This is a genomic window from Sphaerotilus sp., from assembly GCF_034519685.1.
In the GTDB taxonomy this organism is placed as follows: Bacteria; Pseudomonadota; Gammaproteobacteria; order Burkholderiales; family Burkholderiaceae_C; genus Sphaerotilus.
Map to the genome: position 1 here is coordinate 1,520,247 of NZ_JAXHOF010000003.1, position 23,906 is coordinate 1,544,152.

General features: G+C 67.1%; 17 protein-coding genes. 6 read left to right on the forward strand and 11 right to left on the reverse strand.

Features of this window, described 5'->3' with window-relative positions:
• Positions 1 to 58 precede the first annotated feature (58 nt).
• From U5O44_RS10760 to U5O44_RS10770, 3 genes are all read left to right on the forward strand, one after another.
• Positions 59 to 1,033, forward strand: coding sequence for a tripartite tricarboxylate transporter substrate-binding protein (locus U5O44_RS10760; protein WP_322588418.1), 975 nt, complete (start codon positions 59 to 61; stop codon positions 1,031 to 1,033).
• A 95-nt stretch (positions 1,034 to 1,128) separates the two neighbouring features.
• A complete protein-coding gene (locus tag U5O44_RS10765) occupies positions 1,129 to 1,773 on the forward strand; it encodes a response regulator transcription factor (protein WP_322588419.1) in 645 nt (214 codons plus the stop codon).
• 14 nt (positions 1,774 to 1,787) lie between these two features.
• Positions 1,788 to 3,128: a sensor histidine kinase gene (locus U5O44_RS10770; RefSeq protein ID WP_322588420.1), complete on the forward strand. Its 1,341-nt coding sequence runs from the start codon at positions 1,788 to 1,790 to the stop codon at positions 3,126 to 3,128.
• Here the strand turns inward: U5O44_RS10770 and tyrS are convergent.
• Positions 3,112 to 4,338 carry a tyrosine--tRNA ligase gene (tyrS, locus tag U5O44_RS10775; RefSeq protein ID WP_322588421.1) on the reverse strand — a complete coding sequence of 409 codons (1,227 nt, stop codon included), beginning with the start codon at positions 4,336 to 4,338 and terminating at the stop codon, positions 3,112 to 3,114. The two genes, U5O44_RS10770 and tyrS, sit on opposite strands and share 17 nt — an antisense overlap.
• Positions 4,339 to 4,534: 196 nt before the next feature.
• Between tyrS and U5O44_RS10780 the strand changes: the two genes are divergently transcribed.
• On the forward strand, positions 4,535 to 5,929 hold the full coding sequence (locus tag U5O44_RS10780) for a peptidoglycan DD-metalloendopeptidase family protein (protein WP_322588422.1): 1,395 nt from the start codon (positions 4,535 to 4,537) through the stop codon (positions 5,927 to 5,929).
• Positions 5,926 to 7,071, forward strand: a complete 1,146-nt coding sequence (locus U5O44_RS10785) for an anhydro-N-acetylmuramic acid kinase (protein ID WP_322588423.1) — start codon at positions 5,926 to 5,928, stop codon at positions 7,069 to 7,071. The genes U5O44_RS10780 and U5O44_RS10785 overlap by 4 nt, the downstream gene beginning before the upstream one ends.
• A gap of 100 nt (positions 7,072 to 7,171) precedes the next feature.
• Here U5O44_RS10785 and U5O44_RS10790 read toward each other — a convergent pair whose 3' ends face one another.
• From U5O44_RS10790 to U5O44_RS10800, 3 genes are all read right to left on the reverse strand, one after another.
• The gene (locus U5O44_RS10790; RefSeq protein WP_322588424.1) at positions 7,172 to 8,638 is read right to left on the reverse strand and encodes a glutamate synthase subunit beta; all 1,467 of its coding nucleotides are present in this window, start codon (positions 8,636 to 8,638) and stop codon (positions 7,172 to 7,174) included.
• Positions 8,639 to 8,685: 47 nt separating this feature from the next.
• Complete coding sequence (locus tag U5O44_RS10795) at positions 8,686 to 13,452, reverse strand: glutamate synthase-related protein (RefSeq protein WP_322588425.1); 4,767 nt, start codon at positions 13,450 to 13,452, stop codon at positions 8,686 to 8,688.
• Positions 13,453 to 13,587: 135 nt separating this feature from the next.
• Positions 13,588 to 14,301 (reverse strand): transposase, encoded by a 714-nt coding sequence (locus tag U5O44_RS10800; protein WP_322588426.1) that lies wholly within the window; start codon positions 14,299 to 14,301, stop codon positions 13,588 to 13,590.
• A 143-nt stretch (positions 14,302 to 14,444) separates the two neighbouring features.
• Here U5O44_RS10800 and cysK point away from each other — a divergent pair, with 143 nt between their 5' ends.
• A complete protein-coding gene (gene cysK, locus U5O44_RS10805) occupies positions 14,445 to 15,368 on the forward strand; it encodes a cysteine synthase A (protein ID WP_322588427.1) in 924 nt (307 codons plus the stop codon).
• A 6-nt stretch (positions 15,369 to 15,374) separates the two neighbouring features.
• On the opposite strand, the gene U5O44_RS10810 is transcribed toward cysK, so the two are convergent.
• From U5O44_RS10810 to U5O44_RS10840, 7 genes are all read right to left on the reverse strand, one after another.
• A complete protein-coding gene (locus U5O44_RS10810; protein WP_322588428.1) occupies positions 15,375 to 16,532 on the reverse strand; it encodes a deoxyguanosinetriphosphate triphosphohydrolase in 1,158 nt (385 codons plus the stop codon).
• Between the two features lie 20 nt (positions 16,533 to 16,552).
• Positions 16,553 to 17,665 carry a 3-dehydroquinate synthase gene (gene aroB, locus U5O44_RS10815; protein ID WP_416222150.1) on the reverse strand — a complete coding sequence of 371 codons (1,113 nt, stop codon included), beginning with the start codon at positions 17,663 to 17,665 and terminating at the stop codon, positions 16,553 to 16,555.
• Positions 17,662 to 18,234, reverse strand: a complete 573-nt coding sequence (locus U5O44_RS10820; RefSeq protein WP_322588512.1) for a shikimate kinase — start codon at positions 18,232 to 18,234, stop codon at positions 17,662 to 17,664. Before U5O44_RS10820 ends, aroB begins: the two co-directional genes overlap by 4 nt.
• Positions 18,235 to 18,413: 179 nt before the next feature.
• Positions 18,414 to 20,384 (reverse strand): Ig-like domain-containing protein, encoded by a 1,971-nt coding sequence (locus tag U5O44_RS10825; protein ID WP_322588430.1) that lies wholly within the window; start codon positions 20,382 to 20,384, stop codon positions 18,414 to 18,416.
• Positions 20,385 to 20,410: 26 nt separating this feature from the next.
• Entirely contained in the window at positions 20,411 to 22,612 is a 2,202-nt protein-coding gene (locus U5O44_RS10830) for a type IV pilus secretin PilQ (protein ID WP_322588431.1), read from the reverse strand.
• Positions 22,609 to 23,166: a pilus assembly protein PilP gene (locus tag U5O44_RS10835; protein ID WP_416222151.1), complete on the reverse strand. Its 558-nt coding sequence runs from the start codon at positions 23,164 to 23,166 to the stop codon at positions 22,609 to 22,611. The genes U5O44_RS10830 and U5O44_RS10835 overlap by 4 nt, the downstream gene beginning before the upstream one ends.
• 8 nt (positions 23,167 to 23,174) lie before the next feature.
• The gene (locus U5O44_RS10840; RefSeq protein WP_416222152.1) at positions 23,175 to 23,906 is read right to left on the reverse strand and encodes a type IV pilus inner membrane component PilO; all 732 of its coding nucleotides are present in this window, start codon (positions 23,904 to 23,906) and stop codon (positions 23,175 to 23,177) included.

Genomic DNA, 23,906 nt, shown 5'->3' on the forward strand with positions numbered 1-23,906 from the left:
TCGCTACGATGCACGCCACCCACCGGGAACCCCTCTTTACCGAGCCACTGGAGACTCCATGAAGCATCTGATCACCGCCGTCGCACTGGCCACTGCCGCGCTGGGCGCCTCGGCGCAGACCTATCCTGGCGACAAGCCGATCACGCTCGTCGTGCCGTTCGCCGCCGGTGGCCCGACCGACAAGGTCGCCCGTGATCTGGCCGAGGCGCTGCGCAAGCCGCTGGGCGGTCAGGTCATCATCGAGAACGTCGCCGGCGCGGGCGGCACGCTCGGCCACACCAAGGTCGCCAAGGCCAGCCCGGACGGCTACACGCTGCTGCTGGCCCACGTCGCCATGGCCACGGCACCGGCGCTGTACCGCAAGATGCAGTACGACGCCCTGAACGACTTCGAGTACCTCGGCCTGGTGAACGAAGTGCCGATGACGCTGATCGCGCGCCCGAGCCTGCCGGCAGCCAACTACGGCGAGCTGACCAAATGGCTCGATGCCAACAAGGGCAAGATCAACTTGGCCAACGCCGGCCTGGGATCGGCTTCGCACCTGTGCGGCCTGCTGTTCCAGCAGAGCATCAAGATCGACATGACCACCGTGCCGTACAAGGGCACCGGCCCGGCCATGACCGACCTGATGGGCGGACAGGTCGACATCATGTGTGACCAGACCACCAACACGACCGGCCAGATCGCCGCCGGCAAGGTCAAGGCCTATGCCGTCACCAGCAGCAAGCGCCAGACCACCGAGGCGCTGAAGGCCCTGCCGACGCTCAACGAAGCGGGCCTGAAGGGCTTCAACGTCACGATCTGGCACGGCCTGTATGCGCCGAAGAACACGCCCAAGGCCGTGCTCGACAAGGTCAACGCCGCGATGAAGACCGCGCTGAAGGATGCCGACTTCGTCAAGCGCCAGGAAGCCCTGGGCGCCGACATCGTCGACGACGCCCGCGTCAACCCGGCCGAGCACAAGAAGTTCGTCGAAGCAGAAATCGCCAAGTGGGGCCCGGTCATCAAGGCCGCCGGCCAGTACGCCGACTGAGCCTGCGTCAATCCGACGCTGCCTCGCCTGTCAAAGGCCGCCCGCTCGGGCGGCCTTTTTTGCATGCCGACCTGACATGCGCCATCATCGCTGCCATGCAAGTGCTGCTGCTCGAAGACGACATCGACCTGGGTCAGGCGGTCACCGACCACCTGGAGATGACTGGCCACCGGGTGCACTGGTGCAAGCTGATCGCGCAGGCCCGCGACCCCGGCACGGCGGATTTCGCGATGCTGGATCTGCAGCTGCCGGACGGTGACGCGCTGACGCTGCTGCGGCAGTGGCGCGCGGCCGGACTGCGGCTGCCCGTGCTGGTGCTGACCGCGCGCGACCAGGTCAGCGACCGCATCCGGGGCCTCGAAGCCGGCGCGGACGACTACCTCGTCAAGCCCTTCGATCTCGACGAGATGCTGGCCCGCACCACCGCCATCCAGCGCCGCTCGGCCCCCAGTCCGCACATCAAGGTCCAGGACTGCGAGTTCGATCTGGTCAACCTGCGCGCCTGGCGGGGTGGCCGAGGCGTCGATCTGACGGCCATGGAATGGACGGTGCTGCGCGTCCTGTCCGGCCACATCGGGCGCATCTACAGCCGGGCCGACATCGAGTCGACGCTGGTGTCCGGCGGGCTGCTGGCGGGGGAAAGCAACACGCTGGAGGTCATCATCAGCCGCTTGCGCAAGAAGCTCGGGTCCGGGCTCATCACCACCCACCGCGGCCTCGGCTACCGGCTGGAAGCCTGAGGAACCGCCTCGCCATGCCCCGCTCCCGGCGCGACAGCCTGTCCTACCAGCTGCATGTGCGGCTGCTCATCCTGCTGGGCACGCTCTGGCTGGCGGCCTCCCTGGCCGCGATCATCGGCGTGCGCAAGGAGACGGATGAAGTCCAGGACCTTGCCCTGGCCGAGAATGCCGAGCGGCTGCTGATGCTGCTGCCCGATCCCTTGCCGAAGGAAGGTGATCCCGCTGACCGGCCGCGCATCGACAGCATCGGCCTGCGCCGTGACAGCCGAGAGCCGGTGGTGATCTACCAGGTGATGGACCTCGACCGGCGCGTCCTGCTGCGTTCGGCCCACGCACCGACCCATGCACTGGCCCCAGACGCCCGTGAAGGCATGAGCATCCACAACGGCTGGCGCATCGCCACCGTCACCCACCAAAGACGCCGCGCCCAGTTCGCCGAAGCCGTCTGGCACCGCCAATCCACCTTGCGCCGTGCGACCTTCACGCTGCTGGTGCCGCTGCTGCTGCTGCTGCCCCTGACGGCGCTCGCCCTGCACCTGGTCCTGCGCAAGACCTTCCGCCAACTGCAACCCATCCAGGACGAACTGGCCCACCGTTCCGCCCATGACCTGCAACCCCTGTCGATGCAGGACACCCCCACCGAGCTGCATCCGCTGCTGGAGACGGTCAACGGGCTCATGGTCCGCGTGCAGGCCTTGCTGGCCGCCGAACGCAGTTTTTCCGCCAAGATGGCCCATGAGCTGCGCACCCCGCTTGCAGCGGCCCGCGCACAGGCACAGCGGCTGGCCCAGGAAACCGGCGACGACCGGGCCCGCGACCGCGCCCAGACCCTGGTGCGCCAGCTCGACCGGCTCACCCACCTGTCCACCCGGCTGCTGCAGATCGCCCGCGTCGACTCCGGTGTCGCGCTGCAGCGCCAGCCCATCGACTTGCGGCAGCTCGCGCAGATGGTCATCGACGAGTTCCCGCAGTCGCGCGACCAGCGGCACCAGTTGCGGCTGATCACCGACACGGCCCCTGCCCCGGTGCTGGGGGACATCGATGCGCTGGGCATCGCGCTGCGCAACCTGATCGACAACGCGCTCAAGCATGCCGGCCCCGAAGCCAGCGTCGTCGTCCAGGTCAAGCCGGACGAGATTTCCGTCACCGACGACGGCCCCGGCGCGCAGGGCACGGATCTGGCCGCACTGACCCGCCCGTTCGAGCGCGGCAGCACGCTGGCCCGTGGGTCAGGACTCGGGCTGTCGCTGGTGCAGACCATCGCACGGCAGTCCGGGGCGGAGCTGTTGCTCACCTCCCCCGTATCGGACAGCCGAGGCTGGCGCGCCAGCCTGTGGTTCAAGCCAGCAGCGTGACGCGCGCAAACTTGCGCTTGCCGACTTGCACGACGTAGGTGCCGGCCTCGACGCGCAGCGCCTTGTCGCTGATGGTCACGCCGTCGATGCGCACGCCGTTCTGCTCGATCAGGCGCTGCCCCTCCCCGCCGGATGCCACCAGCCCGGCCTGCCGCAGCAAGGCTGCGATGCCCAGCGGCGCGCCCGACAGCGTCACCTCGGGCAGGACATCGGGCACACCGCCGCGGGCACGGTTCTGGAAGTCCTGTTCCGCCGCCTCGGCCGCCGCTGCACCATGGAAACGCGCGGTGATCTCCTTGGCCAGCAGCACCTTGGCGTCCTTCGGATTGCGTCCGGCGATGACCTCGGCCTTCAGCGCTGCGATGTCGGCCTCGCTGCGGAAGCTCAGCAGCGTGTAGTAGGTCCACATCAGCTCGTCACTGATCGACAGCAGCTTGGCGTACATCGCGTTCGCCGGCTCGCTGATGCCGATGTAGTTGCCCTTGGACTTGGACATCTTCTCGACGCCATCCAGTCCGACCAGCAGCGGCATGGTCAGGATGCACTGCGGCTCCTGGCCATATTCCTGCTGCAGGTGGCGCCCCATCAGCAGATTGAACTTCTGGTCCGTGCCACCAAGCTCCAGATCCGACTGGAGCGCCACCGAGTCATACCCCTGCATGAGGGGGTAGAGAAACTCGTGGACCGAGATCGGCGTGCCAGCTTTGAAACGGTTGGTGAAATCGTCGCGCTCCATCATCCGGGCCACGGTGTAGCGGGACGCCAGCGCGATCAGGCCCCGCGCACCCAGTGGGTCCGACCATTCAGAGTTGTAACGAATCTCGGTACGGGCCGGATCCAGCACCAGGCTGGCCTGGCGGTAGTAGGTCTCCGCGTTAGCCTTGATCTGCTCGGCCGTCAAGGGTGGGCGGGTCGTGTTTCTGCCAGAAGGGTCACCGATCATCGAGGTGAAGTCCCCGATCAGGAAGATCACGGTGTGACCCAGGTCCTGCAACTGGCGCAGCTTGTTGAGCACCACCGTGTGACCCAGGTGGATGTCCGGCGCGGTCGGATCCAGGCCCAGCTTGATGCGCAGGGGCTGGCCGGTGCGGTGCGCACGCTGCAGCTTGATCACCCATTCCGCACGCGGTAGCAGCTCTTCGCAACCCCGCAACGTGACATCCAGTGCGAATTGCACGGATTCTTCTATTTCACTTAAATCATGGGGCATGACGAAACGGGGGGTTATTAGTTCGTAACTTTGGCACGTCTCGGTATACTGCGCCGACTTCGAGTGGCCCGGATTCTAGAGTGTCTGGTGCCTGTTCCAGAGCAGAGCAGGCCGGATGCGTCCAGAAGGAGGACGGTGCCAAGTGATCCATCCGGACTGGCGTGTCCCGCGCCCGTCACGCAGAAAGTACCGACTCGTGAACAATCTGGGCGAAAAAGCGCGCCTGCATCTGGCGCACGCAGACCTCACCGTTCGTCGTCATCCGAAGACGTTCAGCGCCATCGTCACGGCCGTGCTGACCCTGAGCGGCGTCACGGCCTTCGGTGTCGCGCCATTGAGCATGGTCGACTCGACGCCGAAGAACGTCCAGATGGTCACCGAGTCCGTTTCGCCGGAAGGGCTGGCCGAGCAGGCCGAGGCGCTGGCCGAATACGAAATGCTGCTGCACCGCAGCGACCTGACCCGCTCCACCGACACCGCCGACACGCTGCTGCGCCGTCTGGGTGTTTCCGATCCCGAAGCATCTGCATTCTTGCGCAAGGATGCCGTGGCCCGCACCATCCTTTCGGGCAGGCCCGGCAAGATGCTGCGTGCAGTGACCGAGTCGACCCCCGGCGGCGGCGAGCTGCAGGAGCTGGTGGCACGCGGCCCGGCCGCGGACAAGGACAAGCTCCGCACCCATTTCACCCGCATCACCGTGCGCCGCAACGAGCAGGGCCTGACCGCATCGAGCGAGCAGGTGCCCCTGAAGATCGAGACCCGCAGCGGCGCCGCCACCGTGACATCTACCCTCTTCGCCGCCACCGACGAAGCCCGCATGCCCGACAACATCACGAGCCAGATGGCCGAGATGTTCGACAACGACGTCAACTTCCGCAAGGACATCAAGCGCGGCGACAGCTTCGCGGTCGTCTACGAGACCATGACCGCCGATGGCGAGCCGGTCACCTGGGCGGGCACGCCCGGGCGCGTGCTGGCTGGGCGGTTCATCCATGGCGGAGAGACGTACGAGGCCGTCTGGTTCCAGGAGCCGGGACAGAAAGGCCAGTACTACAGCATGAAGGGCCAAGGCAAGCAGAAGGCCTTCATGTCGTCGCCCTTGGCGTTCTCGCGCGTGACCTCCGGATTCGCCATGCGCTTCCACCCGATCCTGCAGACGTGGCGCGCCCACCTTGGCGTGGACATGGGCGCACCCACCGGCACCCCGGTACGCACCGTGGGCAACGGTGTGGTGAACTTTGCTGGCGTGCAGAACGGCTACGGCAACGTGGTCATCGTCGGGCACAGCGCTGGACGCGAAACCGTCTATGCCCACCTCAGCCGCATCGACGTGCGCAAGGGCGAGAAGGTGTCCCAGGGTGCCGTGATCGGTGCCGTCGGGGCCACTGGCTGGGCCACCGGCCCGCACCTGCACTTCGAGTTCAAGGTCAAGGGCGCACAGGTCAACCCGGCGGAAATCGCCCGCGCCTCCGAGACCAACGAGCTGTCGCCGGCCGCACGCGCCCGCTTCGACCAACACGCCAAGCAGATGCACGCCCAGCTGGTGGAGTCGATCTCCCGCCCGGTCGGCAAGCTCGCCCGCGTGGAATGAGCGACCGCCGTCCCGACGCGCTCTTCATCGGCCTGATGTCGGGCACGTCGCTGGACGGTGTGGACGGCGTGCTCTGTCGCATCGGCGAAGACGGCCAGTGGTCGGGTGTGCTCGGCCACGCCCACCGCCCCTTTGCCGAGTCACTGCGGCAACCCCTGATGGAGCTGCAGCGCAGCGGCCCGGACGAACTGCACCGCGCCGCCCTGGCCGGCAACGCGCTCGCGGAACGCTACGCCGATGTCGTCCACGCCCTGCTCGCCGCCACGAACACCCCCGCCAGCGCCGTGCGGGCCATCGGCGCCCACGGTCAGACCGTGCGCCACCAGCCCGGCCTGCACGACGGCACCGGCTACACGCTGCAGATCGGCAATGCCGCCCTGCTGGCCGAGCGCACGGGCATCGACGTCATCGCCGACTTCCGCAGCCGTGATGTCGCTGCCGACGGTCAAGGCGCCCCGCTGGTACCCGCCTTTCACCAGCACCTCTTCGGCCGTCCGGACGCGACCCGCGCGGTGGTCAACATCGGCGGCATCAGCAACCTGACCATCCTGCGGCCGGGCGAGCCGGCACGCGGGTTCGACTGCGGCCCAGGTAACGCGCTGATGGACCACTGGATCGACCGCCACCAGGGGAAGCCCTACGACGACCGCGGCGCCTGGGCGGCCCGTGGCACGGTGTCGTCTGCCTTGTTGGCGGATCTGCTGGCACAGCCCTATTTCGCGCAGCAACCGCCCAAGAGCACAGGGCGTGACCTGTTCCACCCCGCGTGGCTCCAGGAACGGCTGGACACGCTCGCGCAGGGCGGTGTCGCCCCCCCCTCCCCGACCGATGTACAGGCCACGCTCTGCGCGTTCACGGCTGCCGCCATCGCCGACGACGTGCGCCGCCATGCGCCCGATGCAGCCGATCTGCTGGTGTGTGGCGGGGGAGCCTTCAACGACACGCTGATCGACCGCCTGAGGGCACTTCTGCCCGGTCTGGCAGTCCGTTCGACCGACACGGAGGGTCTGCCCGCGCTGGAAGTCGAGGCGGCGGCCTTCGCATGGCTGGCCCACCGGCATGTGCATCGTTGTGCGGCGAACGAGCCAGCGGTCACCGGAGCGGCAGGCTTGCGGGTGCTGGGGGCGTGTTACCCCGCCTGACCCGTCCGATCGGGTCGCCACCAGCAAAGCACAAAGCCGCCCAAGGGCGGCTTTGTGCTTTCCGTGGCCGCCGCACCAGGCGGCGGCACAGCGCAGCAGGTCAGCGCGGCAGCGTCGTCGTCCCCATCAGGAACTGATCCACCTCGCGCGCCGCCTGCCGGCCCTCGCGGATCGCCCAGACCACCAGCGACTGGCCACGGCGCATGTCGCCCGCCGCGAACACCTTGTCCACATTGGTCTTGTAGCCGGTGTCCTCGTCGGTACCAGCCTTGGCATTGCCGCGGCCGTCCTTGGCGACGCCGAAGGCGTCCAGCACCGTCGCCACCGGGTTCACGAAGCCCATCGCCAGCAGCACGAGGTCGGCCTTGTATTCCTTCTCGGTGCCGGGGATCTCGACCAGCTTGCCGTCCTTGAACTCGATGTGGACGGTCTTCAGGCCGACGACCTTGCCGTCCTTGCCGATGAATTCCTTGGTCGAGATGGCGAACTCGCGCACGCAGCCTTCCTCGTGGCTCGACGAGGTGCGCAGCTTCATCGGCCAGTACGGCCAGACCAGCGGCTTGTTTTCCTGCTCCGGCGGCTGCGGCATCACCTCGAACTGCGTGACGCTGGCGGCGCCGTGGCGGTTCGACGTGCCCACGCAGTCGCTGCCGGTGTCGCCGCCGCCGATGACGATGACGTGCTTGCCGTCGGCGCGGATCGGGTCTTTCACCTTGCCGCCGTGGTTGACCTTGTTCTGCTGCGGCAGCAGTTCCATCGCGAAATGGATGCCCGACAGCTCGCGGCCCGGCACCGGCAGGTCACGCGACTGCTCCGAGCCGCCCGTCAGCAGCACGGCGTCGAATTCGGCCTTCAGCTGCGCGGCGCTGACCGTCTCCTTGGCCCAGTTCGTGACCTTGGAGCCCTTCGGCCACTCGCCCACCAGCGTGTTGGTGCGGAAGACGACGCCTTCGGCTTCCATCTGCTTGACGCGGCGGTCGATGTGGGTCTTCTCCATCTTGAAGTCGGGGATGCCGTAGCGCAGCAGGCCGCCGACGCGGTCGTTCTTCTCGAACAGCGTCACGTCATGGCCGGCGCGGGCCAGCTGCTGCGCCGCCGCCATGCCCGCAGGGCCGGAACCGACAACCGCCACCTTCTTGCCGGTCTTGACCTTCGGCAGCTGCGGCACGACCCAGCCCTCTTCCCAGGCGCGGTCGATGATCGCGTGCTCGATCGACTTGATGCCGACCGCGTCGCCGTTGACGTTGACCACGCAGGCGGCCTCGCACGGCGCCGGGCAGATCCGGCCGGTGAACTCGGGGAAGTTGTTCGTCGAGTGCAGGACCGTGATCGCGTTCTTCCAGTCGCCCTGGAAGACCAGGTCGTTGAAGTCCGGGATGATGTTGTTGACCGGGCAGCCGTTGTTGCAGAACGGCGTGCCGCAGTCCATGCAGCGTGCGCCCTGGATCTTTGCCTCTTCCGGCTTGAGGCCGATGACAAATTCCTTGTAGTTCTTCAGGCGCTTCTCGACCGGCTCGTAGCCCTCTTCGAGGCGCTCGAATTCCAGAAAACCAGTGACCTTACCCATGGTGCGTTGACTCTCGCAAATGTTCGGTTCGTCGGATGGCAGGGCGCTTACTTGGCCGGAACCGCGTGCGCGGTCTTGCCATCACCCTTGACGTCGCCCTTGGCCTTGGCGATGGTCTCTTCGGTGGCCTTGGAGGCGTTGATCTCACCCAGGGCGCGCTTGTATTCGTGCGGGAACACCTTGACGAACTTGGTGCGGGCGTCGCTCCAGTTGTCCAGGATGTCGCGGGCACGCAGCGAGCCGGTCCAGCGGTGGTGGTCGTCGACCAGCTTCTTGAGCAATGCCTCGTCGGTCTGCCCCTTGTGCCAGATCGCCAGGTCCATCGTCTTTTCCTGCTCGGCCGCCGGCAGCACCTTGTCGAGTGCGACCTGCGCGGTGTTGCAGCGCGAGGCGAAGGTGCCATCCGCGTCGTAGACATAGGCCACGCCGCCCGACATGCCGGCCGCGAAGTTGCGGCCCGTCTGGCCCAGCACGACCGCGGTGCCGCCGGTCATGTACTCGCAGCCGTGGTCGCCCGTGCCTTCGACGACGGTTGTCGCACCCGACAGGCGCACCGCAAAACGCTCGCCCGCCACGCCACGGAAGAACGCCTCGCCGGTGGTGGCACCGAACAGCGCGGTGTTGCCGATGATGATGTTCTTCGACGCATCACCACGGAACTCGATCGACGGCCGCACGACGATGCGCCCGCCCGACAGGCCCTTGCCGGTGTAGTCGTTGGCTTCACCGATCAGGTAGAAGGTGATGCCGCTGGCGAGGAAGGCGCCGAAGCTCTGGCCGCCCGTGCCTTCCATCTGCACGAAGATCGTCTCGTCGGGCAGACCGTCCGGATGGTGCTTGATCAGCTCGCCCGACAGCATCGCGCCGACCGAGCGGTTGACGTTGCGCACGTCTTCCATGAACTGCGTCTTCTCGCCCTTCTCGATCGCGGCCCGGGCCTTGGCGATGAGCTTGTGGTCGAGGGCTTTTTCCAGACCGTGGTCCTGCGTGGACACGTGCAGGCGCGGCACATCGGCCGGCACGTTCGGCTGGAAGAAGACCTTGCTGAAGTCCAGACCCTTGGCCTTCCAGTGGCTGATCGCCTTCTTCGTGTCCAGCAGGTCCGAGCGGCCGATCAGGTCATCGAACTTGCGGATGCCGAGCTGCGCCATCAGCTGGCGCGCTTCCTCGGCGACGAAGAAGAAGTAGTTGACGACATGCTCGGGCTTGCCGGTGAACTTCTTGCGCAGCACCGGATCCTGCGTGGCCACGCCCACCGGGCAGGTGTTCAGGTGGCACTTGCGCATCATGATGCAGCCCTCGACCACCAGCGGCGCGGTGGCGAAGCCGAACTCGTCGGCGCCCAGCAGCGCGCCGATGACCACGTCGCGGCCGGTCTTCATCTGACCGTCGGCCTGCACGCGGACACGGCCGCGCAGGCGGTTCAGCACCAGCGTCTGCTGCGTCTCGGCCAGACCCAGCTCCCACGGCGTGCCGCAGTGCTTGATCGACGACCAGGGCGAGGCCCCCGTGCCGCCGTCATGGCCGGCGATCACGATGTGGTCGGCCTTGCACTTGGTGACGCCGGCGGCGATGGTGCCGACGCCGACTTCCGACACCAGCTTCACGCTGATGGAGGAGACCGGGTTGACGTTCTTCAGGTCGTGGATGAGCTGCGCCAGATCCTCGATCGAGTAGATGTCGTGGTGCGGCGGCGGCGAGATCAGGCCGACGCCCGGCACCGAGTGGCGCAGCTTGCCGATGTACTCGGACACCTTGCCGCCCGGGAGCTGACCGCCCTCGCCCGGCTTGGCGCCCTGGGCCATCTTGATCTGGATCTGGTCGGCGGACACCAGGTACTCGGTCGTGACACCGAAGCGGCCCGAGGCGACCTGCTTGATCTTCGAGCGCAGGCTGTCGCCGGCCTTCATGGCGTAGTCGGACTCGATGACCTTGGTGCCGACCACGTCCGACACCTTGGTGCCGTCGACGATCTGGATGCCCTTCAGCTCGTTGCGGTAACGGGCCGGGTCTTCGCCGCCTTCGCCCGTGTTGGACTTGCCGCCGATGCGGTTCATCGCCAGGGCCAGCGTGCTGTGGGCTTCGGTGGAGATGGATCCCAGCGACATCGCGCCGGTGGCGAAGCGCTTGACGATCTCGGAGGCCGGTTCGACCTCGTCGACCGGAATGGCCTTCGTCGGGTCACACTTGAACTCGAACAGGCCACGCAGCGTGAGATGGCGCTTGTTCTGGTCGTTGATGATCTGGGCGTATTCCTTGTAGGTGTCGAACTTGCCCGAGCGCGTGCTGTGCTGCAGCTTGGCGATGGCGTCCGGCGTCCACATGTGCTCTTCGCCGCGGGCGCGCCAGGCGTATTCGCCGCCGGCGTCCAGCATCGTCGCCAGCACCGGATCGTCACTGAAAGCGGCGACGTGGTTGCGGATCGCTTCCTCGGCGACCTCGAACACGCCGATGCCCTCGACCTGGGTCGGAGTGCCCCGGAAGTACTGCTTGACCAGTTCCTTGTTCAGACCGATCGCCTCGAACAGCTGCGCGCCGCAGTAGGACATGTACGTGGACACGCCCATCTTCGACATGATCTTGGACAGACCCTTGCCGATGGACTTGACGTAGTTGTAGATCGCCTTGTCGGCCGACAGGTTGCCCGGCAGCGTCTTGTGCAGGTCGACCAGCGTCTCCATCGCCAGGTAGGGATGCACGGCTTCCGCACCGTAGCCCGCCAGCACGGCGAAGTGGTGGACTTCACGGGCAGACGCGGTCTCGACCACCAGACCGGCGGTCGTGCGCAGGCCTTCGCGCACCAGGTGGTGGTGGATGGCCGACAGCGCCAGCAGCGCCGGGATGGCGACGTGCGTGGCGTCCATCGCGCGGTCGGTGATGATCAGGATGTTCGAGCCACCCTTGATCGCGTCCACGGCCTCCGCGCACAGCGAGGCCAGCTTGGCTTCGACGCCTTCATGGCCCCAGACCAGCGGGTAGGTGATGTCCAGCGCGTAGCTCTTGAACTTGCCGCCCGTGTGGCGCTCGATGCCGCGCAGGCGCGCCATGTCGGCGAAGTCGAGGATCGGCTGCGCCACTTCGAGCCGCATCGGCGGGTTGACCGCGTTGATGTCGAGCAGGTTGGGCTTCGGGCCGATGAACGAGTTCAGCGACATCACGATCGCTTCGCGGATCGGGTCGATCGGCGGGTTCGTGACCTGGGCGAAGAGCTGCTTGAAGTAGTTGTAGAGCGGCTTGTTCTTGTCGCTCAGCACGGCCAGCGGGCTGTCGTTGCCCATCGAGCCGATGCCTTCTTCACCGTTGGCAGCCATCGGGGCCATCAGGAACTTGATGTCTTCCTGGGTGTAGCCGAAGGCTTGCTGACGGTCCAGCAGCGACTCGGTGGCGGCCGCGACCGGCGCGGCATCCGCAGGGATCGAGTCGAGCTTGATGCGCACGTTCTCGATCCACTGGCGGTACGGCTTGGCCGAGGCGAACTGGTTCTTCAGCTCCTCGTCATCGACGATGCGGCCCTGCTCGAAGTCGATCAGGAACATCTTGCCCGGCTGCAGGCGCCACTTCTTGATGATCTTGTTCTCCGGAATCATCGGCAGCACGCCGGTTTCCGAAGCCATCACGACCAGATCGTCGTCGGTGACGATGTAGCGGGCGGGGCGCAGGCCGTTGCGGTCCAGCGTGGCGCCGATCTGCTTGCCGTCGGTGAAGACCATGGCGGCCGGGCCGTCCCACGGCTCGATCATCGCGGCATGGTATTCGTAGAACGCGCGGCGGCGCTCGTCCATCGTCGCGTGCTGTTCCCAGGCTTCCGGGATCATCATCATCGCGGCATGGGCGAGCGAGTAGCCCGACATCGTCAGCAGTTCGAGCGTGTTGTCGAAGGTGGCGGTATCGGACTGGCCGAAGAAGCTGATCGGGTAGAGCTTCTGCAGGTCGTCACCCAGCACCGGCGACTTCATGACGCCCTGGCGCGCGCGCATCCAGTTGAAGTTGCCCTTGACGGTGTTGATCTCGCCGTTGTGCGCGACCATCCGGTACGGGTGGGCCAGCGGCCACTCGGGGAAGGTGTTGGTCGAGAAGCGCTGGTGCACCAGCGCCAGCGCCGAGGTGCAGCGTGCGTCTCGCAGGTCCAGGTAGTAGGTGCCGACCTGATCGGCCAGCAGCAGGCCCTTGTAGATGATGGTGCGGCACGACATGCTGGGCACGTAGTACTCGCGGCTGTGCGTCAGCTTGAGCTTCATGATCGCCGCCGAAGCGGTCTTGCGGATCACGTACAGCTTGCGCTCCAGCGCGTCCGGCACGATCACGTCAGCGCCACGGCCGATGAAGACCTGGCGGATGATCGGCTCGGTCTTGCGCACGGTCGGGGACATCGGCATGTCCTTGTCCACCGGCACATCACGCCAGCCGAGCAGCACCTGCCCCTCGGCCTTCACGGCGCGCTCGACTTCCTGCTCGCAGGCCAGACGCGAGGCATGTTCCTTCGGCAGGAAGATCATGCCGACGCCGTACTCGCCCGGCGGGGGCAGCTTGACGCCTTGCGCAGCCATCTCGGCGCGGAAGAACTCGTCCGGGATCTGGATCAGGATGCCTGCACCATCGCCCATCAGCGCATCGGCGCCGACCGCACCGCGGTGGTCGAGGTTCTCGAGGATCTTCAGGCCCTGCTCGACGATGGAATGCGCCTTCTGGCCCTTGATGTGCGCGACGAAACCGACGCCGCAGGCGTCATGTTCGTTGGCCGGGTCGTACAACCCGCCGAGGGCGAGGGCTTGGACTTCTTGGGGGGACGGGTGTCCCGAGGCAGCCTGGTTCATGGCGCACTCCTGCGTATGGCGATGGAAAACCGTGCAAATTTACTGCACTGCAGCGAACCCCTCAAGCGAAACAAAAAGGGGTCAGACTCCGTTAAATGCAGATCAGCAAAATCACGACAAATTATTGGGGACAGATCAAGCCTGCGTCACCGCGCCCTGCCGTGGTGCACGGGCGGGACGCCCCCGTGGCCGTGGTGCCATGGGGCGCGCGGTGGCGGCACCCAGGCTTGCAAGAAACGCACCAGATCCCAGCGCCCAGCCCTTCAGCGCGCTGTCGGTGTGGGCCTGCACCTCGTCACCGGACAGCGGCTCGTCCAGCAGGCGCTGCCACGCCAGTTCACGCTCGAAGGGCGTGTTGCCGGTGGCCCAGTACAGCGCATGGTCGGTCAGCAGACTGTCGCGGCGCCGGCCGAGGTGGTGCGACGCGCTCGACCACGGATAGTCGACCGCCGCCGTGGGGGGAATCAGGCGCTGCGGGTTCTGCTCGATGTAGCGCATGCAGGCCAGCACGTGCGGGCCGCTCTCCAGCACCGTGGCGCGGAAGCGGCCGTCCCAGAGCGTGCCAACCCGGCCGTGCCGGCGGTTGAAGGCGCTGACGTAGCGCCGGCCGATCGCCTGCAGCATCTTGCTGAGCGCCTCGGCCGTCGGCGGCGTGACCAGCAAGTGGACATGGTCGTCCATCAGCACATAGGCGTGGACAGCCACCTGCTGCAGCGCTGCAGCCTCGCGCAGCGCGGCGAGGTAGGCGATGCGGTCCGTGTCGTCGAGGAAGACCGACTGGCGGTTGTGGCCGCGCTGGATCACGTGGTGGGTCAGACCGGCAATGGCAAGGCGGGGCAGTCGGGCCATGGTCGAAAGTGCGGCGGCAGGAAAGCGGGGCGTGGTCTGGATCGAGCCGGATTGTGCGCACCGGACCGGCACGCTGTCGATGGTTCAGAATGCACATTCTCCTTCGACTTGTTCGTTTTGGTACCACCCGGAGCCCACCGCCCATGAAAGCCGCCAACGTTCTCGCCACGATCGGCCACACGCCGCACATCCGCATCAACCGTCTGTTCGGCCCGGGCGCCGAGGTCTGGATCAAGTCCGAGCGCGGCAACCCCGGCGGCTCGATCAAGGACCGCATCGCGCTGGCCATGGTCGAGGACGCCGAAGCCAGCGGCGCACTGAAACCGGGCGGCACCATTGTCGAGCCCACCTCGGGCAACACGGGCGTGGGCCTGGCGATGGTGGCGGCCGTCAAGGGCTACCCGCTGGTGCTGGTGATGCCCGAGAGCATGAGCATCGAGCGCCGTCGCCTGATGCTGGCCTATGGCGCGAAGTTCGTGCTGACGCCGCGCGAGAAGGGCATGAAGGGCGCGATTGCCAAGGCACAGGAGCTGGTGGAGTCCACCCCCGGTGCCTGGATGCCGCAGCAGTTCGAGAACCCGGCCAATGTCGCGGTCCATGTGCACACCACCGCCGAGGAAATCTTCGCCGACTTCCCTGAAGGGCTGGACGCGCTGATCACCGGCGTGGGCACCGGCGGCCACCTGAGCGGTTGCGCGCAGGTGCTGAAGAGCCGCTGGCCGAACCTGAAGGTCTACGCCGTCGAGCCAGCCGCCTCCCCCGTCATCAGCGGCGGCGCGCCCGCCCCGCACCCGATCCAGGGCATCGGTGCCGGCTTCATCCCGAAGAACCTGCACACCGCGCTGCTCGACGGCGTGGTCCAGGTCGACGCCGAAGCCGCCCGCGAGATGGCGCGCCGCAGCGCCCGGGAGGAAGGCCTGCTGGTCGGCATCTCCAGCGGTGCGACGCTGGCCGCCATCGCGCAGAAGCTGCCGGAACTGCCGGCTGGCGCGCGTGTGCTGGGCTTCAACTACGACACCGGCGAGCGTTACCTGTCGATCGAAGGCTTCCTGCCGACCGAGGGCTGAGCGGCCTCAGCCGGGGCCGTGGTCGAACAGCCGCTGTCCCGTGAGCCGCTCGTGCTCGCGGATGGCGTAGCGGTCGGTCATGCCGGCGATGTAGTCGGCCACCGCCCGGTGTGGCAGCGGCGACGCCGCGTAGTCGGCCGGCATCTCCTGCGGCCGGTCGACGTACACCGCAAACAGCTCGCGCACGATGCGCTGTGCCCGGTCGGTGGTGTCCATCACCTGCGGGTGGCGGTAGAGCTGTTGCAGCAGGAAGCGCTTGAGCGCCGTGCTCGATTCGCGCATCACCGGGCTGAACGCCACCAGCGGCGGCAACCGGCGCACCGCGTCGGCGCTGTCCGGCCGGTGCAGCACCAGCGCAGCCCGCGTCGTGTCGATCACGTCATAGACCTGCGCCGACAGCATGCGCCGCAGCGTCTCGGACAGCAGTCGGCGCGGCTTCATCCGCACCAGCTCCGGGTGCTCGGCCAGCGCCTCGTCACGGCAACGCGCCACCAGCGGCAGCGCACACACCTGCTCGAAATCGATCAGCCCCGAGCGCACCCCATCGTCCACGTCGTGCGCGTTGTAGGCGATCTCGTCGGCGAGGTTGGCGAGCTGGGCCTCCAGCGAGGGCTGCGTGCCGTCCAGGAAGCGCCGCCCTACCCCACCCGGCTCATGGGCGTCGATCCAGCGCGCCACCCGCTTCGCGCAGTGCTTGAGCACGCCCTCGCGGGTCTCGAAGGTCAGGTTCAGCCCGTCGAAGGCCGGGTAGCGCTCTTCGAGCACATCGACCACGCGCAGGCTCTGCAGGTTGTGCTCGAAGCCACCGTGCCGGCGCATGCAGGCGTGCAGCGCGTCCTGGCCGGCATGGCCGAAGGGGGTGTGGCCGAGGTCATGGGCCAGCGCGATCGCCTCGACCAGGTCCTCGTGCAGCCGCAGCGAGCGGGCGATCGAGCGGCCGAGCTGCGCGACCTCCAGCGTGTGCGTCAACCGGGTGCGGAACAGGTCGCCTTCGTGGTTGAGGAAGACCTGCGTCTTGTAGACGAGACGGCGGAAGGCGGTGCTGTGGACGATGCGGTCGCGGTCGCGCTGGTAGTCGTTGCGGGTGGGTGCCGGGGCTTCGGCGTGTCGGCGGCCTCGGCCCTGCGCCGGGTCACTGGCGAAGGGCGCGAGGTCGAGGCGCATCGGGTGGGGGCCGGGCGCGTTCAGGCCGGCTGGCAGTGGGCGGCGAGCACATCGCGCACCAGGGCTTCCGGCGCACCCTGCATGCGGGCACTGCCGAGCCGGTCGATGACGACAAAGCGGATCTCGCCGGCCTCGGTCTTCTTGTCCACCTGCATCAGTTCGAGGTAGCGGTCTGCGCCGAGGGCTGGACCGACCACCGGCAGCCCTGCCCGCTCGCACACCGCCTTCACGCGGGTGACAAACGCCGCGGGCATCAAGCCGAGCCGCGCCGACAGGTCCGCCGCCATCACCATGCCGCAGCCGACCGCCTCGCCGTGCAGCCACTCGCCATAGCCGAGCCCGGACTCGATCGCGTGGCCGAAGGTGTGGCCGAAGTTCAGGATGGCGCGCAGGCCGCTCTCGCGCTCGTCGCTGCCGACGACGGCCGCCTTGACCTCGCACGAGCGCTTCACGGCGTAGGCCAGGGCGGTCTTGTCGCGGGCCATCAGCGCCGGCAGGTTCGCCTCGATCCAGTCGAGGAAGTCGGCGTCGGCGATCGGGCCGTATTTGATGACCTCGGCCAGGCCGGCGGACAGCTCGCGCGGCGGCAATGTGTCGAGCGTGTCGAGGTCGCAGATGACGCGCACCGGCTGGTAGAACGCGCCGATCATGTTCTTGCCAAGCGGGTGGTTGATGGCGGTCTTGCCGCCGACCGAGGAGTCGACCTGCGACAGCAGCGTGGTGGGCACCTGCACGAAGGGCACGCCGCGCATGTAGCAGGCCGCCGCGAACCCGGTCATGTCGCCGATGACGCCGCCACCGAGCGCGAACAGCACCGTCTTGCGGTCGCAGGCGGCACCGAGCAGGCCGTCGTAAATCAGGTTCAGTGTGGCCGAGTCCTTGTAGCCCTCGCCGTCGGGCAGCTCGATGGTCAGCACACGCGGGTAGTACGGACCGAGCGCAGCGCGCAGGCGGGCGGCGTAGAGCGGGCCGACGGTCGTGTTGGTGACGACGACGGCGGTGGCGGCCTTGGGCAGGCCGGTCCAGCTCTCTGCGGCGTCGAGCAGGCCGGTGCCGATGCGGATGTCGTAGCTGCGGTCGCCGAGGGACACCGGCACGGTCTGGGTGGCGGCGGAGGTCGTGGTCGTCATCATCGTGGGCTGGTTCGTGGGGTCGACGCCGGGGCGGTGGCCGCCGGGGCGGCAGCGGCCTTGGGCGGGCGGAAGGCGGACACCACGCCGGCCAGTTCGAGCTGCATCAGGATCATGTTGACCAGCGTCGGCACGGACGGGCGGCCGGTCTCGATGGTGAACTGTGCCGTCTCGCGGTAGAGCGGGTCGCGGGTCTGGTAGAGGTCGCGCAGCTTGCGCAGCGGGTCGGCCACCTGCAGCAGCGGGCGCTGGGTGTCGTGGCGCAGGCGGCGGAACAGCTCTTCGGGCGAGGCGCGCAGGTACACCACCGTCGTGTGGTCGCGCAGCACCCGCCGGTTGGCCTCGCGCAGCACGGCACCGCCACCGGTGGCCAGCACGAGCCCGCCGCGGTGTGCCAGCTCGGCCAGCACCGCCTGTTCGATGTCACGGAACGCCGCCTCGCCCTCGCGCTCGAAGAAGGCGCGGATCGACATGCCGATGCGGCGTTCGATCTCGGCATCCGCATCGAAGAAGGGCATGCCAAGTGCGTTGGCCAGGTGCCGGCCAGCCGTGGACTTGCCGGCACCTGGCATGGCGACCAGGCTGATGGTGGGGATCGCGGGTGCGGGTCGCTGGGCACCGGCCCCGTCGTCCGGGGAAATGGAAAGGGAAAGGGCCACGCTCTGGGGGAGAAGTCGGTGATCGATCGTCCGCACCGGGGTGGGCGGTGCGGGACGGTCGATCAGTCTACCTTGCGTGTGCCGACGACCCCTTACTCCAGCACGCCAATGTCGAACTTGTACGACTGCCCGTTGGGCATCTTCACCGTCAGGTCGATGGGGCCGCTGGCTTCGAGCGGCTTGGTGCAGTCGTCCAGGTCGGCCGTGACCGTGTGCGTGGTCGGGCCGATCCAGGTGCCGGTGACCGGCGAACGGTCCACAGCGACAGAGCCGCCCTTGGCTTTGGTCGCCAGGGTCAACGTGGCATTGGCGGGAACCGGGTTGCCCCCGAGCGCATCAGCCGCCGTATTGGCGTCACGCATGCAGAAACGGGTGGAGAGGCGGCAAGCACCCGTGGTCGTCAGGGACAACACCTGGTAAGGCAGCGCAGTGTGGCTGCACGAGCCATCGCCATTGACCGCAAACAGGCGCGGCTCGCGTGAACTGTCGGACAGGGTGAACACGCGACTGGTGCGCACATAGGTGTTGCTGCTCCAGATGTTGTTGGCAGGCTCGCCGATCAGGTACTCACCAGCAGCGGCCATCAGCCCGTTTTCGTCCTTGTCGAGAAAGATCGGACCGAGATCCAAGTAGGTTTCGCCTTGGGTGTACTGGTTGTCACCATCGGCATCATCGAAGGATTCCTCACCCTGCGCATACGCGACCACCGTGACACGCCCATCCGTCGGACGGAAATTGCTGGTCACGAGCTTGACGGTACAAATGCCGTTGGTCGTCGTGCAGCGGGCCGGAATGATGCTGGCACCCTCGGCGACAAAGCTGATGGAGGTGCCATCTGGAACCGGGTTGGCAAATCGATCCGTGAGTTGAACCCGGATTTCGCTTTCGGTGCCATCACGCGCCCAACCATCGGGGTTGTAGGCCGCAGCGGAGAAGCTGAAGGCCCGCTGCGTTGGCAGTCCGGCGTTGATGGCCAGCACATTGGACACGGTGGAGAGCTTGACCCCGCTGTCCAGGGTCACGTCAGCCCTCACCCGAACCGGCGACGGAATGGTCTTGGCGGTGACCGAGACTTGGGCGATGCCGGAGTCGTTGGTCTTGTAAGTGGTGGGAGACAGGATCGCCACGTTGGGAATGTCCAGCGAGAACGCCACTTCACGTCCGGCCACTGGGTTGTTGTACTGGTCCTTCAGGCGGAAAGACACCACAGAGGACACTTCACACCCACTGCCCGCCAGACAGATCTTCTCGGGGCTGGCGGACACGAATTCCAGCGCCTGTGCGATCGGGGCAGCCACCGCCAGATCGACCTGCCTCTGCTGGCTGGTGCCGGTGATGGTGGCGCTGATGCGGTCGGTGGCGGCGCAGGCCTTGTCCTGGTAGGTCGTGGAGGCGGTCTTGCCCGTCACCGTCACCGAAGTGGGCGACAGCACTGCCTTGCCCGCCGTGGCACAGGTGGACGAAAAATTCACGGTGACAGGCGAAGCCGAGGAAGCGCCCACCACATCGACCGTGATGACCGACGCGCCATAGGCACCGACGCTGATCGGGCTGGCAGTGGCCGATGCGAGCGACACGTTCACGGCCGAGACGGTGAAGGTGGTCCGGGTCGTCAAGGTGGACGAGGTGGACACGTCGGCAGCCGCGGACACATAGTCCGCCCCCACCGCGCCAGCGACCGGCTGCAGCGTGGCCGAGGCATTGCCAGCATCGTCCGTGATGACCCGGGCAGGCGATACGGTGGCGGCACCGTTGGACACCGCAAACGTCACCAGCGTGTTGGCCAACGGCGAGCCGCTCGCGTTCTTGACCAGCGCCGTCACGGTACCCGGCGTGGACGCGCTGATGGTCGTGCTCGACAGGGACAACACCACCGTGCCAGACGAACTGGTGGAGACCGTGCCGGTGTCCGACGTGGTCGATCCGGTGGTGCCGGTGCCAGTCCCCGTGGTCGTGCAACTGGTCGAGAAGACGCTGCACCCCGCATCACTGCCCCCACCGCCGCACGCGCTCAGCGCCGTCACCAGTGCCAGTCCCCCGACACGCCAGATCATCTTGTTCATCGTCATCACTTCGGTTGGGTCCAGGTTCAGCGCGCCGCCGCATTGCGGTCCGTGATGACCTTGGGCGTCAGGAACACGAGCAGCTCGGTCTTGTTCGAGGCACGGGTCTTGTTCCGGAACAGTGCCCCCACATAGGGAATGTCGCCCAGGAAGGGCACCTTGTTGACGGACTCGGTCTCGCTGATCTCGAAGATGCCGCCGATCACCACCGTCCCGCCGTTCTCGACCAGCACCTGCGTCTTCACATGCTTGGTGTTGATGGCATAGCCTGCGGCGGTCTGCTGGCCGACGCTGTCCTTGTTCACGTCGACGTCCAGGATGATGCTGCCCTCGGGCGTGATCTGCGGGATCACTTCCAGCTTGAGGTTGGCCTTGCGGAACTGGATCGCGGTCGCGCCGCTGGACGTGGCCGTCTGGTACGGCAGCTCGGTGCCCTGCTCGATCAGCGCCTTGACCTGATCGGCCGTGATCACGCGCGGGCTCGACACCAGCTTGCCGCGGCCTTCGGCTTCGAGCGCCGAGAGTTCGAGGTTCAGGAAGCGGTTGGACGCCGCGCCGAACAGCGACAGCGCAAACGTCGCCGCGCTCGCGCCGCCCATCGAGCTGGTGTTGGCCGGCAGGTTGACGAACTGCGTGTTGGCATAGTCACCCGTGGCCGACTGCGAGGTCTGGTAGCCGATGCCACCGTAGTTGCCACCGACCGTCACATTGCCCAGTCCGAGGTTCACGCCCGGCACGCCGCCCCGCACACCCCGCAGGTCGTTCGCCCCGAGCTTGACGCCCAGCGCACGCCCGAAGGTGTCTTCCGCTTCGACGATGCGCGCCTCGATCATCACCTGGCGCACCGGGATGTCGATCTTGGTGATCATCTGGCCGATCTCCTCGAGCTTGCTCGGGATGTCGGTCACGAAGAGCTGGTTGGTGCGCATCTCGGAGATGACACTGCCACGCGCGGACAGCAGGCGCGTGGCGTTGGCCGTGCCGCCACTGCCCGCGTTGCCCTGCTGGCCGACGAGGCCCTTGGCGACTTCCTCGGCCTTGGTGTAGTTGAGCTGGAAGGATTGCGTGCGCAGCGGCTCCAGTGCGGCCACCTGCGCCTTGGATTCCAGCTCGGCCTTGTCCTTGGCGGCCAGTTCCTCCTTGGGCGCCACCCACAGCACGTTGCCCGACTTCTTCACGCCCAGCCCCTTGGCCTGCATGATGATGTCGAGCGCCTGGTCCCAGGGCACGTCCTTCAGGCGCAGTGTCACGTTGCCGGTGACCGTGTCGCTGGTGACGATGTTGAAATTGGTGAAGTCGGCGATGACCTGCAGCAGCGCCCGCACCTCGATGCTCTGGAAGTTCAGCGAGAGCTTGTCGCCGGAGTAGCCCACGCCCTGGGTGAGCTTTTGCGGATCCACCTTGACCGGGCGCACTTCCAGCACGAACTGGTTGTCGGTCTGGTAGGCGCTGTGCTCCCAGTGGCCGCGTGGCTCGACGACCATGCGCACCCGGTCGCCCACCTGCGTGGTGGTGACGTGCTGCACGGGCGTGCCGAAGTCGGTCACGTCCAGGCGGCGGCGCAGGCCTTCCGACGCGGACGAGCGCAGGAACTCGACGATCAGGTTCTGGCCCTGCTGGCGGATGTCCACACCGACCTGGTTGCTCGGCAGGTCGACCACGACGCGGCCCGCGCCATCCTTGCCGCGGCGGAAGTCGATGTCGCGCAGCCGCTCGGGACGGGTGTTCTGCGGATCGGCAAAGTGCTCCGGCTCGGACGCTGCCCCCGATCCGGCCACCATGCTCGACGGCGACGCGGCAGTCCCGCCCACCGACACCGGGTCCAGCGTCACGATGAGCGTCTTGCCCTCGATCTCGGCCCGGTAGCGGGTGGACTGCTTCAGGTTCAGCACCAGACGGGTGCGGTCACCGCCCTGGGCCAGCGCCAGCGAGCGCAGGTTGCCCTGGTTGATCTCCTGCGTGGCGCTGCCCGTGGCATTGCGCACCCCCGGCAGATCCAGCGCCACGCGGGCAGGCGACTGCAGCGCGAAGCCCTTCGGAACGGCGGTCAACGGCTCGCTGAACTCCAGGCGAATGACCTCGCTGCCCCCCTGCAGTCCATTGCTGATGGACTGGATGGCGTTCTGGGCGAAGCCGATCACCGGCGCCATCGCCAGCACGGCCAGCGTGGCCAGACGAACACTCCAGCGGTCCGTGGGAGCGGGTGCAATCTTCTCGGTGGTCTTCATCGCTTCTCCTGGGCCCGCTCCTGGAGGGCGAGCGTGCTGGTGCGCTCGATCCACTCTCCAATCGCGTCCTGCACGATTTCGCGCAAGGCAATTTCGGTTTCCGTGATGCGGGTGACACGGCCGTAGTTCTGGCCCATGTAATCACCCACCTTGACTTGGTACAGCAGGTTGTCGGCCCGCAGCAGCGCGTAGGTCCGGCCGCTGCGCACCAGACTGCCCACCATGCTGAGCGAATCGAGCGGATACGCCTCCAGCGGCTCGCGCCGGCGGTTCATCTCGGGCGACAGCAGCGAGTTGGGCTGACGGCTCTCCTGCTTGATCGCCACCTGCAGCTTCTGGAGGCTGAAGGGCTCGACGGAGGTGCCCGCCAGGTAAGGCTGGGGGTCGAACTTGCGCGGCGGCACCAGCGGAGACACCCGGGGCTTGGCGTCGCGGCGCTGCTCGTCCATCCACGCCTGCAGCTCTTCATGCGGATCGGAGCAGCCCGTCAACGTCAGCGCAGCCGCGCCGGCCAGTGCGGACAGCATCAGCAGACGCATGGAACGGTTGGCCATGCGCCCGTTCATTTGCCACCTCCCGCCGCTTTGGCTTCCTTGGCCGCCTTGGCCTTGGCCAGACGGCGTTCCTCGACTTCCGCCGGATCCAGGTAGCGGTAGGTGCGCGCCGTGGCCTCCATGGCCAGCAACCCCGTACCACTGGGCACCGACTGGCCCTGCGACAGGCCCGGCATCGTGATGACCAGGTTGTGCAGCGTCACGATGCGCGACAGGTTCGCCACGTCGGAGGCAAACGAGCCGATGTCGTGGTACTTGCCGCTGACACGCAGCGCGATCGGCAGTTCGGCGTAGTAGTCCCGGATCAGCACCTGACCGGGCCGGAACAGCTCGAACTGCAGCCCGCGCCCGACACCGGCCTGGTTGATGTCGGACAGCAGCGCATCCATCTCGGCCTTGCCGGGAAGTTGCCGCTCCAGCTGCGTCACGTACTCTTGGACCTGGAGCTTCTGCTTGCGCAACTCGTCGAGGTTGATCGCCTGGGCCAGCTTGGTGCGGTATTCGGTCTTCAGGGTCAGCTCCCTGGCGGCTTCGTCCTCCAGCGCCTGCACCTCGTCGGCCACGACGCCGAACCAGGCCAGCACCACGACGACGACCGTGGTCACCAGCCAGGTCGCCAGCTTGGGCAGCAGCGGCCACTGTCCGGGCTCCTGCGGATTGAGGTTGCGGAACTGCGACTGGACGTTGTCGATCAGCGTGTCGAATTCGATGTTCATCGGGGGACGTGTCGTGTTGGCCAT

Bases quoted from the DNA above. Each gene is read 5' to 3' on its own strand.
- U5O44_RS10760 (WP_322588418.1), top strand. From the start codon at position 59: ATGAAGCATCTGATCACCGCCGTCGCACTGGCCACTGCCGCGCTGGGC.
- U5O44_RS10765 (WP_322588419.1), top strand. From the start codon at position 1,129: ATGCAAGTGCTGCTGCTCGAAGACGACATCGACCTGGGTCAGGCGGTC.
- U5O44_RS10770 (WP_322588420.1), top strand. From the start codon at position 1,788: ATGCCCCGCTCCCGGCGCGACAGCCTGTCCTACCAGCTGCATGTGCGG.
- tyrS (WP_322588421.1), bottom strand. From the start codon at position 4,338: ATGCCCCATGATTTAAGTGAAATAGAAGAATCCGTGCAATTCGCACTG.
- U5O44_RS10785 (WP_322588423.1), top strand. From the start codon at position 5,926: ATGAGCGACCGCCGTCCCGACGCGCTCTTCATCGGCCTGATGTCGGGC.
- U5O44_RS10790 (WP_322588424.1), bottom strand. From the start codon at position 8,638: ATGGGTAAGGTCACTGGTTTTCTGGAATTCGAGCGCCTCGAAGAGGGC.
- U5O44_RS10795 (WP_322588425.1), bottom strand. From the start codon at position 13,452: ATGAACCAGGCTGCCTCGGGACACCCGTCCCCCCAAGAAGTCCAAGCC.
- U5O44_RS10800 (WP_322588426.1), bottom strand. From the start codon at position 14,301: ATGGCCCGACTGCCCCGCCTTGCCATTGCCGGTCTGACCCACCACGTG.
- cysK (WP_322588427.1), top strand. From the start codon at position 14,445: ATGAAAGCCGCCAACGTTCTCGCCACGATCGGCCACACGCCGCACATC.
- U5O44_RS10810 (WP_322588428.1), bottom strand. From the start codon at position 16,532: ATGCGCCTCGACCTCGCGCCCTTCGCCAGTGACCCGGCGCAGGGCCGA.
- aroB (WP_416222150.1), bottom strand. From the start codon at position 17,665: ATGATGACGACCACGACCTCCGCCGCCACCCAGACCGTGCCGGTGTCC.
- U5O44_RS10820 (WP_322588512.1), bottom strand. From the start codon at position 18,234: ATGCCAGGTGCCGGCAAGTCCACGGCTGGCCGGCACCTGGCCAACGCA.
- U5O44_RS10825 (WP_322588430.1), bottom strand. From the start codon at position 20,384: ATGAACAAGATGATCTGGCGTGTCGGGGGACTGGCACTGGTGACGGCG.
- U5O44_RS10830 (WP_322588431.1), bottom strand. From the start codon at position 22,612: ATGAAGACCACCGAGAAGATTGCACCCGCTCCCACGGACCGCTGGAGT.
- U5O44_RS10835 (WP_416222151.1), bottom strand. From the start codon at position 23,166: ATGGCCAACCGTTCCATGCGTCTGCTGATGCTGTCCGCACTGGCCGGC.
- U5O44_RS10840 (WP_416222152.1), bottom strand. From the start codon at position 23,906: ATGGCCAACACGACACGTCCCCCGATGAACATCGAATTCGACACGCTG.